The 13,872-nt window shown below is 59.1% G+C and carries 9 protein-coding genes and 6 pseudogenes; 2 read left to right on the forward strand and 13 right to left on the reverse strand.

The features are described from left to right. Window positions 1–337: 337 nt before the first annotated feature. From tnpC to XH84_RS33520, 13 genes and pseudogenes are all read right to left on the reverse strand, one after another. A complete protein-coding gene (tnpC, locus tag XH84_RS33450) occupies window positions 338–1,663 on the reverse strand; it encodes an IS66 family transposase (protein WP_245471948.1) in 1,326 nt (441 codons plus the stop codon). 21 nt (window positions 1,664–1,684) lie between these two features. Next, a complete protein-coding gene (locus tag XH84_RS33455) occupies window positions 1,685–2,275 on the reverse strand; it encodes a UPF0149 family protein (RefSeq protein WP_128948613.1) in 591 nt (196 codons plus the stop codon). Window positions 2,276–2,304: 29 nt separating this feature from the next. Next, a pseudogene (locus XH84_RS33460) lies at window positions 2,305–2,465 on the reverse strand (transposase domain-containing protein); the annotation flags it as partial. 144 nt (window positions 2,466–2,609) lie between these two features. After that, window positions 2,610–2,964 (reverse strand): annotated as a pseudogene (tnpB, locus tag XH84_RS33465) (IS66 family insertion sequence element accessory protein TnpB). Window positions 2,965–3,222: 258 nt separating this feature from the next. Further along, window positions 3,223–3,498 (reverse strand): annotated as a pseudogene (locus XH84_RS33470) (transposase); the annotation flags it as partial. Window position 3,499: 1 nt separating this feature from the next. Next, window positions 3,500–3,784 (reverse strand): annotated as a pseudogene (locus XH84_RS33475) (IS66 family transposase); the annotation flags it as partial. A 387-nt stretch (window positions 3,785–4,171) separates the two neighbouring features. Next, the gene (locus XH84_RS41980) at window positions 4,172–4,435 is read right to left on the reverse strand and encodes a transposase (protein WP_128948614.1); all 264 of its coding nucleotides are present in this window, start codon (window positions 4,433–4,435) and stop codon (window positions 4,172–4,174) included. Window positions 4,436–4,598: 163 nt separating this feature from the next. Beyond that, window positions 4,599–4,784, reverse strand: a complete 186-nt coding sequence (locus XH84_RS33485) for a hypothetical protein (protein ID WP_128948615.1) — start codon at window positions 4,782–4,784, stop codon at window positions 4,599–4,601. Window positions 4,785–4,908: 124 nt separating this feature from the next. Then, a complete protein-coding gene (gene ltrA, locus XH84_RS33490; RefSeq protein WP_128948616.1) occupies window positions 4,909–6,153 on the reverse strand; it encodes a group II intron reverse transcriptase/maturase in 1,245 nt (414 codons plus the stop codon). An 813-nt stretch (window positions 6,154–6,966) separates the two neighbouring features. Further along, complete coding sequence (locus XH84_RS41715; RefSeq protein WP_128948617.1) at window positions 6,967–7,833, reverse strand: helix-turn-helix domain-containing protein; 867 nt, start codon at window positions 7,831–7,833, stop codon at window positions 6,967–6,969. A gap of 448 nt (window positions 7,834–8,281) precedes the next feature. Further along, window positions 8,282–8,475, reverse strand: a pseudogene (locus tag XH84_RS33500) (3-methyl-2-oxobutanoate hydroxymethyltransferase); the annotation flags it as partial. Window positions 8,476–10,704: 2,229 nt separating this feature from the next. After that, window positions 10,705–10,940, reverse strand: a pseudogene (locus XH84_RS33515) (cold-shock protein). A 750-nt stretch (window positions 10,941–11,690) separates the two neighbouring features. Then, window positions 11,691–12,530 carry a transporter substrate-binding domain-containing protein gene (locus XH84_RS33520; RefSeq protein ID WP_128948618.1) on the reverse strand — a complete coding sequence of 280 codons (840 nt, stop codon included), beginning with the start codon at window positions 12,528–12,530 and terminating at the stop codon, window positions 11,691–11,693. Window positions 12,531–13,256: 726 nt separating this feature from the next. On the opposite strand from XH84_RS33520, the gene tnpA reads away from it, so the two are divergent. Together tnpA and tnpB (XH84_RS41985) are read left to right on the forward strand one after the other, a co-directional pair. Then, on the forward strand, window positions 13,257–13,667 hold the full coding sequence (tnpA, locus tag XH84_RS33525) for an IS66-like element accessory protein TnpA (RefSeq protein WP_128948622.1): 411 nt from the start codon (window positions 13,257–13,259) through the stop codon (window positions 13,665–13,667). A gap of 23 nt (window positions 13,668–13,690) precedes the next feature. Continuing rightward, entirely contained in the window at window positions 13,691–13,819 is a 129-nt protein-coding gene (tnpB, locus tag XH84_RS41985) for an IS66 family insertion sequence element accessory protein TnpB (protein ID WP_430642002.1), read from the forward strand. The last annotated feature ends 53 nt before the right edge of the window (window positions 13,820–13,872 follow it).

Consider the following 13,872-nt stretch of genomic DNA (forward strand, 5'->3'; position numbering starts at 1 on the left):
CGGCGTCGCCATGCAAGAGCCTAGCGTGCGGGAGAACGCGCGCTAATTGAGCGGTGACCAATTGCACGGCTATTCAGGAACCGGCCACTCACCGCAGCAAGAATGGTGTTTCCATTCTTCTAATCCCCCAGGTTTTAAGGCGCACGGAAGCGACCGGCAACAGCAGCCTCAGCCAACCCCGCTGATTGTCAGCCGCACTCGCGGCTAGCTCGCCTGCCGAAGGATGTGAAATAAGGAAACGAATTATCGCGGCCTGGCAGGTACGCATACGACGGAGACCGCCTGATTGATGCATGCGCGCGGGGGCCGGGTAGCCTATGATAGCGTTGCGTGAAGGTTAGGCAGCTTGCTGATCGGTGGGCTTGTCGGCTTGGCGCAGGAGCTTCCATTCCCAAGGCAGCAGTTCGTGCAAACGCAAAGCGGGAAGATCGGCGATCCGGGCGAGGACGTCGGCGAGCCAGGCTTTGGGGTCGACATCGTTAAGACGACAGGTCGTGATCATCGTCAGCATGATGGCAGCGCGGTCGGCGCCGCGCAGGCTGCCGGCGAAGGTCCAATTGCGCCTATGGCGATGCCGCGCAACGCTCTTTCGGCGGCGTTGTTGCTGAGGCAGATCCTGCCATCGTCGAGGAAGCGGGCAAAGTCGGCCCAGCGCCTGAGCATGTAATTCATGGGCTTCAGGACCTCGGAGGAGCGCGAGAGGGTTTCTCGCTCCCGCAGCAGCCAGGCGTGCATGTCGTCGAGCAGCGGCTTGTTTCTCTCCTGGCGCACCCGCTCGTCGGCACTGCGGCCGTTGATGGATCTCGAACAACGTATCCAGGCGTCTGACCGCCTCCAGCGCGATCGGGGAGACCGGTTTGCCTGCCTTCCCTGGCGTTCTTCTCGATATCGGCCAGCTCGAAGAAGCCCCGCCGCGCATGGGCGAAGCAGAATGCTGGCGTGATCGGCATCGCTTTCTTTTGCGGATCGACAACGGCTCGAAGCCGCTATAGCAATCCGCCTGCAGGATACCGGCGAAGGCGGCCAGATGCTTCTGGGGATGCTCGCCCCGTCGGTCGCTCGAGGCGTAATAGACCGCCGCCGGCGGCGCTGGCCCACCGTAGGGCCGGTCATCCCGCACATAAGCCCGGATCCGGCCGGTCGTGCATTTGCTCTTGGCCAAGATGCGGATGGTTGTGTCGTCGCCACGAAGGCGCTCGGCCGCGAGCACGTGACGCTCGATCAGCTGGAAGAGCGGCATGACGGCGAAGGTCCCGTGGCCGACCTGGTCGGCCAGCGTCGACAGCGGCAGGTCGATCCTCTCGGCCTTAAAGCGCACACTCTGGCAGTTGAGCGGGATATGCATGCCGAACTTGTCGAACAGGATCGTCGCCAGCAATTGCGGACCGATGAAGCAGCGCGGCTTGGCATGGAACGGTGCCGGCGGCTGGCTGATCTTCTCGCAATCGCAGCAGGTGAAGTTTTCCCGCACCGTCTCGATCAGCTTGAACCGGCGCGGGATCTCCTCCAGCGTCTCGGTCACATCCTCGCCCAGCTTCGCCAGGCGCGATCCGCCGCAGCAGGCACAGCTGGTCGGGGCCTCGATGACGACGCGCTCGCGTTCGATGTCGTCCGGCCACGGCTTGCGCACCGGCCGCTTGCGCGTGCAGGCGGTAACCGGCATGAGCTCCCACGTGCGCGGTGATCAGCGAGCGCGGGCGTAGCGGATCGGCATCCAGTATTGCCGCAAGGCCTCGACCGCCGCCGGAATATCGGCGTGGGCGTTACGCAGAAAGTTCTTGGTCTCGCGACCGCTTCGTGGTGGTCCAAGCAGCGGACGGCCCTGATCGTCGCGACAGTGCAGCAGGATGGGCAGAAGTAGGCCGCGATTGACGTTGCTGGCGTCCAGCAACGGCGCCCACGCCGATAGCTTGAGCCGCATCGCGGCATAGAAGCCTGGGCACCATGGTCGCGGATCGACGTCTCCACTGGGTTTGCGCCGGTGCATCGGCGCGAACCTGTCGGGTGCGGTCGAGAGGGTGTTGCTGATGTCGTTGTGGCGCAGCGCGACGGCCGATATGGCTGCAAACTCCGGGGTGCCGCCGTGGTTGAAGGCATCGGCATCGATGGCGAGCAGCGGGCAGATCCAGTCGAGTGGGCTCATCGACACCGGTCCGGCCACGATTGCGGCGACGTAGCCGTCGAGCATGGGGAGATTGGTGGCGGCAGGATGCTGATCGACGCGAGCCTGCAGCCATCGCTCGAGTTCCGCAAGTGGCATCGCGGCGGTGGCCATCGATGACAATGCTTTATCGCGACGTGGGCTCACGCAGCGGCCTGTGCGGTGCGCTGGCGCGCCGCCTTCCAGTGCCAGGCAAGCAACTCGTGCAGTTGATCCTCTTGGTTCGCCCGGAGACGATGCGCTCCAGCACGTCGATCAGATAGGCCTGCGGATCGAGCTCATGGAGCTTTGCGGTGTTCACGATCAACACGCAGCTTCTCGTTCTCGGCGTCAAGCGCGAGCACCATCTCGGTTAGAGCGGCTGGATCAGTCGGGAGAACGTCCGGGCGAATCGCCATGAACGGACCATACATCCGCGCGCCACAGGCTCCAGCGAAATCCTCTCCTCTCAGCCGACAACGGCCGGCTGCTTCACAGGCTTGGGTGAGACGCGCGTCCACTCGAGTCCGTCGAGCAGCATCGCGAGCTGCGTCGCACTGAGATGCACCACGCCGTCGCGGATCGGCGGCCAGGTGAAGTGCCCCTGGTGCAACCACTTCGTCACCAGCACCATGCCGCTGCCGTCCCACGCCAGAAGCTTCACCCTGTCCATGCGTTTGCTGCGGAACACGAAGACGTCGCCACAATACGGGTTCGCCCGCAGCGGCTTCGCTCACCAATGCCGACAGCGTATGCACCGACTTGCGGAAATCGACCGGCTGTGTCGCCAGCACCACCTTGAGGTCAGAGCGTAGCGCAATCACCGGATGCCCCGAAGCGCCGCCAGCACGGTCGACAGCGTCGCCAGCTCCACGCCCGACTCGACCCGGATGCGCGCCCCCGTTCACCTCGATCTCGACAACCCCGCAAACCTTGGCCGGCGGCGCGGCGATCTCCAAAGGCTTCGTCTGTAGCCGCGAAATACGCTCGGGCTCGCCGGCTGTCCCGCTACCGCTCTCGGCACCAATTTGGATTGGCACGAAGTTCGGCGCCTTGCCCACCACCGCCGCCGCAACTTGGCGTCGCCACACCGTAAGCAGCCCCCGCGAAACGCCATTGCGCCGCGCAACCTCGGAGATGTTCGCCCCCTCCCCAAAGCTCTCCGCCACGATCCGGGCCTTCTCCTCGCCCGTCCACCGACGCCGTCGGCGCTCCCCAGTGATCACCGCGACGCGACGATAGGAGTCATCTTCCTGCCTGGCATCAAGCATGGCATTTGCCATCGTTCCACCTCCACCGATCAGCTCATGCCAGGCTGTATCGCGCGCAAGCCGAGGGTGGCTAGGTGGGGGCCTCATGCCGGTTACTGCAGGCGCGCTCGGCCTGGGTTTTCGTCGCCGCCGCCTGGGCGGCAAGCTCGTCCTCGCTCGCCGTGGTGACGAGTTCTTCGAGCTCCAATTCCAATTGCTCGATCAGCCGCGCCGTGCGCTCAGAGCGCTGTCCGTACAGTTCGCGCTTGAGCTTCTCGATCCGCAGCTCAAGATGCGCGATCAGCGCCTCGTTGGCCGACCGCTCCGCCCGCGCACTGGCAGCTACCGGCTCGGCTTGCAGCCGCGCCTCACGTTCAGCCTGCAGCGCCGCCAGGGCACGCGCAAGATCCGATGGAAGGTCGTCCGGCTTCGATCATGAAGCCATTGAATCAGATCAAGCAGCAGATTCAAACCCAAAGCGACTATCCGACCCGCGTCGGACGCTGGGTTTCTTGTGGGTTGCGCCAATCGATTCCGGACAACAGGTAGCTCAACTGCGCCGTGGAGTGCCAACGACGGAAAGCCTCGGCGCATGTCCGTGTAGCCTGTCGCGAGCCACACTCGCGCGCCCGTCGGAACCGGGATCGTCGGCGTACCAAAGCATTGAGAACCGGACGTAGCGCGTCTCCATCAACGTCGCCATCGACCCGGATGCGGTGCCCGCTACCAAGATCGATTTCGATGATGCCCTGGCTCTTCCGTCGACGCACCGCCGTCCTTGTCAATGGCGGTTCGGCCACCTCCCGCGGCGGCACAGACGGCCCAATCTCGACCGGCACGAACGCGCTATACTCGCTTCACCCTGCTTGCAAAGCTCTTTGCGCCACCGGAACAGCTGGCTCACATGAAGGCCGGCCATGCGAGCAACCTCGGAAACATTGGCTCCGGGCTCAAGCGATGCTGCAACTAGCCGTTCCTTCTCATCCTGCGACCACCGGCGCCGCCGCTCGACCGATGTGATCACCTCCGCCCTCGAAATCGTCATCGCGCTTCTCCTAGGATTACTCCTAGGACCTGCAGCGATCGCGTTCGTCAAACAAGGCGGCCCTCAATGCAGGGATACCCTGGCTGCAGACTGAAGTGGACTCCATGTGTGGGACCACGGATTGCTTGTTAGTTGGATGCTCGAGCGCTCCGATCTCCTGATATCACCTCGCGAACAGCGCTGGGCGCTGTTGTTGCGGCTGTGGGCATGTAGGCAAGGCTTCAGCATTTTCCAAGCGCAGCGTCATGTCCACAGCCACATCGACGAGGCCGTTAATGCCTTCGCGCCAAGCCGTCATCGGCGCGCGATGACGCGCCTGATGCGGGTGACGGGTGTTGTAGAAGGCCATCTAGACGCCGATGTGGGCCTCGCGGCCGTCGGCGTGGCCTTTGAGGCAGGTGAGTGGCGCGGGGCATTGCAGCCCCGCGCTCTCTCAGAACCGGACGTGAACCTCGCGATTCATCCGGCTCCCGTCATCCAACCGTTGATCCGGCAACCCAGTGAGCGAACAGGCCTGGATTGCGTCGCTTCAGCGATCGCAACCATTCCCATACCGCCAACGTGTGTCCTCGGGACCGTTTGTATTTTCGTGTTGCCCATCGAACGATGTAGGCATCGATCGTGCGCAACTCCTCTTGAAGCTTCGAGGGATAAAACCGCCCGTAGTAGCGCACCCAGCCCGTCAGGACTGGACGGACCCATTTGGCGATTTCCACCAGCTCAAGATCGCTGCGCCGATGCAGCCGCCACCTGCGCACGGTATGCCGCATCCGTTTCCCGGCCTTCTTGCTGACGGCCGGGCTGAATGAGACGAACCGCTCACCGTGTCGATTGTTCGCCATCCTCGGCCGAAAGCTATAGCCGAGGAAGTCAAACGACTGCTCCGGATAAGCGCCGGAGCGATTGGCATCTTTGCAATACACGATCTTCGTCTTTTCCGGATGCAGCCGTAGCCCGCATTCCGCAAACCTCGCTTCGAGCGCCCGACACAAGTCACGCGCCTCCGCTTCGCTTCGGCAATGGCCGATGGCATCATCAGCATATCGTTCAAATGGGACACCCGGATATTCTCGGCTCATCCACACATCGAACGCATAATGAAGAAAGAGATTCGCCAACAGCGGGCTGATGACAGCCCCCTGCGGAGTTCCTCTCGTGCGCTTGACCAAGCTTCCATCCGGCATGCTCGCGGGCGCTTCCAGCCACCTTTGCAGGTAGAGCAAGACCCATTTGCAGTCGGTGTGGCGGCGCACGGCCTTCATCAGAAGGCTCCAGTCGATTTCGTCGAAGAAGCTCTTGATGTCGAGGTCGAGCACCCAATCGTGGCTCCAGCATCGACGCCGAGCCACAGCCAGTGCATCATGTGCTGATTTCCCTGGCCGATACCCATAGGAATCCATGTGGAACACGGGCTCCAGGATCGGTTCAAGATAACGCTTGACCACCATCTGGGCGATCCTGTCCGAGACCGTTGGTATTCCCAACGGTCGCGTGCTGCCAGCTCCGCCTTTCGGTATCTCAACGCGCCGCACCGGAGGCGGAAAGTAGCTGCCCGAACTCATCCGATTCCAGATCCGATAGAGATTCTTATTCAGATCTCGGTCGAAGTCTTCGATCGACTGCCCGTCAATACCAGCTGCCCCTTGGTTAGCCTTCACTTGCTTATACGCCTCCCAGACATCGCGTCTGGCAATACAAAACGGCTTGGCCTTACTCATGCCGATCATCCCCTTTCGGGTTGTCGACCGCGTAAAGCCGGATGACAACGCCCCTTCGGTCCAGTGCCATTACAGCGCCTTCGTCCCTAATACGGGCGTTTCCGCCCCTGTGCTCCGCATCGGTACTCTGCTCCTTGCGGCGACGAGCCGCTTGGAGTCCTCCCTTCACATCGGAGCGACAGGTTCCTGTGTTCCTTGTCAAAGCCTGATCCGAGGTCACGCCGCCTTCATGCCGGACGCCGGTTGGGCAGTCGGCAGGCTCCCCCCAACCCTTGCTCGCGGGATAGACATCCTGATCCCGGTTTCGACGTCGATAGAACACGTTACGACACGTCATCAGCGGTTTACTTACGTTCGTCTCCTCGGATCTCACCTGACGGAGTTTCCTCCGCCTTTTCCTCCAACGCTCACTACCAGGGCTCTTTACCCTCGCAGCTGGGAGTGGTTTGACGTCTACCCCTGCAGGTCGACTTCGGAGGGCCATCCTCCATCTCTGACAAAGCTTCGTCAGGCTTCATGCCGAAGCCTGACTTCCACAGCACACGATGTCCTCGTGCTTGAGCAGCGCCACAGCCGCTCGATCAACACGTTGCCCATCCAGCGGCCGTCCATCGAGATGCGCACATCGGCTGCCAGATCCAGAAGCGGCCTCTTTCACCCGTAAATCTGGTTCGGTGGCCTGCTCTAATGCTCTGCCCGCTTGGTGAGACGGTCCCGAGGAAGCAACCCGATAACACGTCTCAGTGATGTTAATGCGTGGATGTACGTTCGACATGGAGTTCGTGTATCCAACCGGCCCATTTGTGATCACCTCTAGAGTGCGCTCAAGTAGGACTCCAAGCTGCCATGGATACTATTGTTGGCTGACGTAGGGGCCTCAGCTGCAAAATAGGCGCCGGCAATTACCTTGTAGCAACTACATGCCCTGCGCTCGAGGGACCGCCGATCTCCGATCTGCAACACACCACGCGTTTTTCGAATTAATCCTTGCTGCTCGAATCGGATTAGCGTTTCGGTTACCCCAGGGCGCCGCAATCCCAACATCGAAGAGAGGTAGTCATGTGTAATTGGAAGCACATCAGACTCGAGAGAATCGCTCGCCAAACAGATCCAGCATGCGAGCCGTTTCTCCCGATCGTGTCGAACCCCGCACAATCCCGTCTGAGCGCAATGCAAGTTCAATGCTTGAGCATACTGAAAGAGATGCTCTCGGATTTCCGAGCACTCAGGCAGGACGCGCCGCAAATCCTCGACAAGAATCCTGTGCGCACTTCCAGGAAATAGTACAACGGATTGATGCGTGACAAGATGCCCTCCGGCTAAGAGCGAGGCGCCGACCGCACCACGATGTCCCATTACCGCCGTTTCAAGAATGCTTCCCGCCGCGACAATCCTCAGCGAGACGAGGCCCGATTCTATGAAATAGATGTGCTCAAGTTGCTTTTTGGGTTCTTGAAGTATCGCGCGCTCTCTCAGGACGACCGGCTCAAGGTATTCTCCTACTGACGCGAGTTCTTGAAGAGAAATTCTCGCGAGAATCCCGTTCTTGACGAAGGGGCGCGTACTGGAACGCACCGCACCTGGCCGATGAAGCATTCGAGGTGTATCGGATGCTCGTTTGAGAGCTGCAGCTTCGGAGTTATCGCGCCCGCCGAGGACGGACAGGGACTGGTCGGTCATACTGCGGTCCGTCTCTTGATGAGTGAAATTCTTGGCGGTCAACCCCTTTTGACCTTCAGCAACATTTGATTCGAAATTTTAACAGTCAGCAGCTTCCGATCCATGCAATCAGAGGCCTGTCAACGAGCGAATCCTGCGATAAAGCCAGATCGGCGACGTATTCCACCGCGCGATGCTTTTACGCATATCAGCCTCTTACGTTACAGGGCGGCCTAACGTCGCGATGGAGGGGGCATGTGGTTCAGGTTGGCACCTCAGATTAGGAAGGGATCGAGTGCTGGCCCTTCTCCTCCGCTGCGCACCATCTGGAAGGCGCAACCCGGGGCGCGTCTAATCCGGATTTGAAATAATAGGCCCTGCCATCGCCCCCGCCAGCTCCCGGGTCGCCTTAGCCCGGGGCGTTTCCGGTGCTTCCACCACTGGCGCGCCCGCGCTCCCCGGGGAGCCGCACGGTATCCTCGAAGCCAAGGCAGACATTGCCAACACTATCCCCTACAAGGATGATGTTGACGACGTGGTGAGCGATGCGTGCCGTACCGCGTCGTAGGCGGTGGTCATTACCACGCGCCGTCCCTCCTGCTTCCATCGCTGGAGCATAGGAATCGTGACACGTTCGATAGGCTGCCCCGAACTGTGGCTCATTTTAAGTTCTCTGCGCCCGTGTCCCCGCAGTCGGTGTTTCCTAGGTAAGAACTGAGAGCGCTGTCAATGGCGACAAAAAGAGGAGATCGTCCCCTTTTTGAAAAACCAGAGAAGGATGGGACAAAAACTTCCAATGGTCGCGCAATCATCGTCCAGCGCTTCTCGTCCCTCAGAAGGAAGTGGCGAAAGTTGTCGCCGCCATCGCAATATGTGCGTTACGCGACTGACAGATGTAGGTCGGAAACACACATTTATTCTGTGTTGAAGCCAAACCATTCAGCTGCTCCACCACGTGGGCCAGCGATTGTACAGGCCGAACGGGGGCCTTCGCAGCAGAGAACGAACCCTCTGGTTTGTTCAAAAAGAGCCTCGTTGCGGTGTAGGCGGATCGACCCAACCGAATGGGTTCCAAACCAGGAATGGCTAAAAGAAATACAACGGGTACAAGCCAGGCGGCACAGTTGAGCCATCTAGGCCATGCCGAACCTTGGCTCCAGCACGCTTCCTCGTCCTGTAGGCATTGAAGTCGATGATTGTTGCTGAAGTCTCAGTCACTTTACGCTTCCACCATCTGAGGTTTCGAATGCCACGGGCAGGTGCGGTTCGGTTCGGTTGATGCTTCTTCTGACGTGGATATCCATCCACCCACCGCACGTAAGAGGGCTTCACGGATTTAAGCAGCCCGCAGCCAGCAGATCCATTTACGGTCGGCTTCCTGCGGCGTCTTTAAACGATCGACGCACTTCTTCGAGCAAAGGGCCTTTCGCCACCAGTAGTAACGGATCAGCCCGAACTTCCCGCCGCATATCGCGCAGCACCTTCCGAAACTATCTCGGGGAATTCTGGGAACTGTTGCGCATTGTCGTCTCCATTTGCGCTACGTGGATGCCCCTACTTTCTTTTGGCCGCAACACTACAGCCGACGCGAAGCGCGGCTGACAGCAATCTCAACTACTTGCGGCATTCACAAACGGCGGGCGCGAGCTTGACATGCGCCACCATGGCGAAGCGGTGCGTCCTGTTGTACGTCCTCCGCCGCGTTTCCTACTTGTAACGCGATTTCCAATCACTATTGATGCAATAGGACCCCTTCCGAGGATTAAAGGCTGCGTTTAGTAGCATTCTTTAAAGGATTTCAATTGGTCGATGGGGACGTCGGGTAATTTAACAGTGTCCAATACTTCTCGCGTTCGCGGTCAAGGACGGAATGGTTCGCGACAGTTGATGGGCAGCCGGCCCACCGCTCTCACGTCTGATTGGTTTAAGCCTGAACCGCTTTGGAGAACAACGAAAACGACGGCTAAGACCGGCTGGTCCGCCTTCGGTTGTCGGGGACACGACGTCGATGCCGGAGTCCATGTCGGCGCCAGCCTTTTTCGATGGGAGGGGATCGAGTGAGCCTTCGGAGACTCAACAACGGCCTTCTCTCGATCTCTAACTTCATCTCCGTAGTAATCGGGCGCACCTCCATGAAATCGAGCACCGCGCGCTCGTCTTCCGTAATGCGCCACCCACCCCTTACACGCTCGATCTCGGAGAAGATGTTCAGGTCCGGCACTCGAGCGGCCAATCTCTTGGTGCGGTCAGCCCAATCCCGACCGCTCGTCGCCAAAATCGCCATGTCCCGCTTAAGCTCCGCCATGGGCGCCAACCCGCCCGCATAGATGACAAGGATCTTCAGGACTGTGACCTAGAAATTCACCCAACCGACAACATCATTTTATCACCTACCGCCACATGGTAGGCGCCTGGCGAAGAGCATCAATGCCGATTTGTTTAAGGCGTTCGCGCGTCGTCTCCCCGCAAGCGGCGGCTTCCAACATCTTCGAGGCGACATGCGCGCGGATGCCCGCTCCGAGGAACATTCTCGCAGACTTCCTCGAGGACCGTTCGCAAAAGCACGGTAGTAGCTGCGTCCAACATTCGGTGGTCCTCCCAGCTCGAGCCAGATGATAACACGAGCAAGAACGCTTTTGAATCCAAATAGATTGAAAGAGCGGAGAGTTCAAACGGCCTTCCGTTCCACCGCCAGCCCCGAAATCATCTCCAGTGATTTCTGCTCCGGTCGTCCTTTCCTTGGCTTGTGCTTGTTACTTGATGGCCTATCTCGCCAAGCGAGCTGTCGAATTCGCCAACTCAATAAAGGGGGGGCTGGTCGGTAACAGAAACATCGCCAAGCAACGAAGCGGTTTCAGCGGCGCGGACGTTCAGAGGCCGGATCAAAATCTCCTAGCGACCCGAGGCAGGATGCCGAATGCTTCGACTAGTTGGCAACATTATCCAAGTTGGCTTTGCCAGAACGTCCGGCCTTAGCTCCCAGATGATCTTGGCTCCCTCCACTAATTCGCTGTAGCCAGCCTTTTCAACGGCGAATGTACATGAATACGCCGGCGCCCGCCATCATCCGGTTTGATGAACCCATAACCCTTTGTTCGACTGAGCCACTTTACAGTTCCGATTCCCACCCAGTGAATCCAAACTGAATCCATGCGATTTAACTACAGTTCTGCAGAGCATGAAGGCAAGCCGTACACCGACACTGGGCTCGTGTTTGGGAAATATTTCTCGCATCGTTCATAGAGAACCCACTCAGAAGCACTAGTGCTGGCATCCAGCACTTTAAGGTCTGTAGGGAAAGACCGTCCGTCTGGGTTTGGCGTTCCTGTATAACTTCGCTGATGAAGAAAGCCCCGCAGTGTCTGGAACACCGCGGTTCTCACATGCACCTCAGCGCCATGCCGGTTCAAATCGGTCACGGTTTCGGCCGAAACATGTTCATACGACGCAGGCTGTCGCCGAGCCGATGCTGCTCTTGTACTCGCATCGCACTAGAGGAATTCTGAGACAGAATGGAGCTTCCGTTGCAATTCAGCGCGGTGCAGGGTGAAGCCAGCATTTTAGTGAACCACTTTCCCGAAATGTGTGTGAGCACGCCGTTGCAGGACTTGCGTTATCGTAAGTGGTGGTCGCAGCGCCATCGCCGGCGCGCCCGTGGCACCGGGCAAAATGGGCGAGCAGCGCAAGCTTGATGCTGGAATCTAATGACGCATTCATCAAGGAGATAAACAGCCAAGTGTCGTAATTGACATTGCAAAAGCCCAAGCAAAGTCACCGAGTCGCACCAGTCACTACGTGAAGCGGGTATGCTGTGCGCCACGATCAGCTCTGACCGTGAGTGTCGAATCGGTATCGAGCGTCTGCCTCGAGACTGCCGATTAGGGCTGACCATTGATCATTGGCTGCCCAATGCTGGCCTGGTCGGTCAAGCCCCACTTGTGCAGAAGCTGGCTATAGGTACCATCGGCGATAATCCCGGCAAGGGCCTTCTTTAGCTCTTCTCCGAACGGAAGGTTATCCTTCGCGAAAGCGAAACCGGTCATCAACTTGACTACAGGCTTACTAATCACTGCGTACTGGTTCCCCTCAAGTTTGTTTTGATACGCGATGACGCCTTCGCCGGTGATAGCGGCGTCGGCACGGTCCTGCTGTACAAGGAGTCGGCTTTGCGCCGTATTCTCACTGGCTGCGACTTCGACCGCCGGCTTGCCGGCTTTGACACAATTCTCCTCGCTCCATTTCTCAATCCCTTGGATCTCGATAAGGCTCGAGCGTGTGGCGGCCACGCGCTTGCCGCACAAAGCCTCGAGGTTTGCAAAGCGCCCAGCTTTGGTGCTTAAGGTGTAAAATATCTGGTTTGAATAAACGTAATCGAGGAAATTAGCATTGGCGCGGCGCTCGGGCGTATCCCCCATTGTGCCCAAGAGGATATCGGCGCGCTTTGTATTCAGCGGCGCAAAGCTGATCATCAGCGCGTAGCTTGTCTCGGTCCAGCTGACCTCCGCTCCCATCTTTTTTGCCATCGCTTCTAGAACATCAATGTTGAAGCCGGCTACCTTGCCAGCCTTTTCATCCTTGAACTCGAAGGGAGGATAGGTAGTCAGCGCCATTGCGTTGATAACTCTCTTGGCGCTTTGCGCGCAGGCATCAACGGCCATCAAGCCAAATATGGCTGCAATAGCGCTCATGGTTAGGCGGCGGGTACCATTTGAGAACATTTCGAATCCCCTTCTATGGCTACTTTGAAAACATGTGCTTTCGCTTCAATGAAGCAGATGCGATTAGCTCCCGAATGCGAGCAAGTGTTGGATCACTCAGTAGCTATTCGGGTCGGCCATGACCGACCCTGGCACGGAAGCTTGGCGTATCAAGCTTGGTTTTAGTCATTTCGGCTACGCGCGAAATCACACATTCCGGCTGATACCTGTCTGGCCAGTTCTGGATCCGGCCCTAAAGACTTCTGCGTGTCGCGTCCGTTGCGGATTTGCGGTTCCGCGGCGCTGGGCCGGAGCTCGGATTGACTTAGCTCACACCCTAACCGCATCACGTTGTACTGCAGCCAGAGCCTTTGCTGCAGGTCGCGCTTGCTTCTCCGAAACAATTTATCGGCATGCGCGCCCATACGGAGTCGGTAAAAATGCCTGGCCATATCCCACTCCTATGCCAGTCCGCCGCATTGAGATGGCTTCCCGCCTTAACTGTGTAGAAAGATCACGCTTAATCCTTATAGTACGGATTTAGAGAGATGAATTTGCGCGTGGACTACCGCATTTGAGCCTAAATTCTGCGAACAAGCGGATTATCTGATTGATTTCACCGCGGCGATTCCTGCGTCAATAAGGCAATGCGTGATGTCAGGAGCTCCCCTGTGCTCTCCAGTTTAGCGGTATCCGTCCGGTGAAGGCCGCCTTGCCGAATGAGGCGTGTTGTTGAGTACTGTCCTTATGGACAGTGATAGGCGCAGTGCCCAAGTCGAACGGCTTGAGGTGGTAGATACGGGCCGGCGGCGGCGCTGGTCCGAGGATGAGAAGCTCAAGATCGTCCTGGAGAGCTTACAGGCGCCGCGGCAAGTCGCGGCAACGGCGCGGCGGTACGGCATTTCGCGCTCATTGCTGCTGCGATGGCGACGGTCGTTTCGGCCTGAGCCGAAGGAAGCCGCCCATCAAGCTGGCTTCGTACCGGCGATGGTGGTCGCGGAATCAGGGCCGACGCCTTATCCAGTCGCGCCGGCCAGCAGCGGCGGGGCGATCGAGATCGAGTTTGCGGCCGGAACTCGGATTCGGATCACGGGCACGGTCGACGCTGCAACGCTGAAGGCCGCCGTTGCGGCGCTGGCAGATGGACGGCTGCGGTGATCCCCATTGCGTCGGGCGTACGGGTGTGGATTGCGACCGGCCACACCGACATGCGTCGCGGCATGAACTCGCTGGGCTTGCTGGTGCAGGAAGCCTTCAAGCGAGACCCGCACTTATGTGTCGGACGAGATTATGTGGCGGAGGCGCCCTAACGCCAGCCAGGGCCGGCCACCCAGGGTCTCTCCGCCACATAATAATCAGATGT

The sequence above is a fragment of the Bradyrhizobium nanningense genome, assembly GCF_004114535.1.
Lineage (GTDB): Bacteria > Pseudomonadota > Alphaproteobacteria > Rhizobiales > Xanthobacteraceae > Bradyrhizobium > Bradyrhizobium nanningense.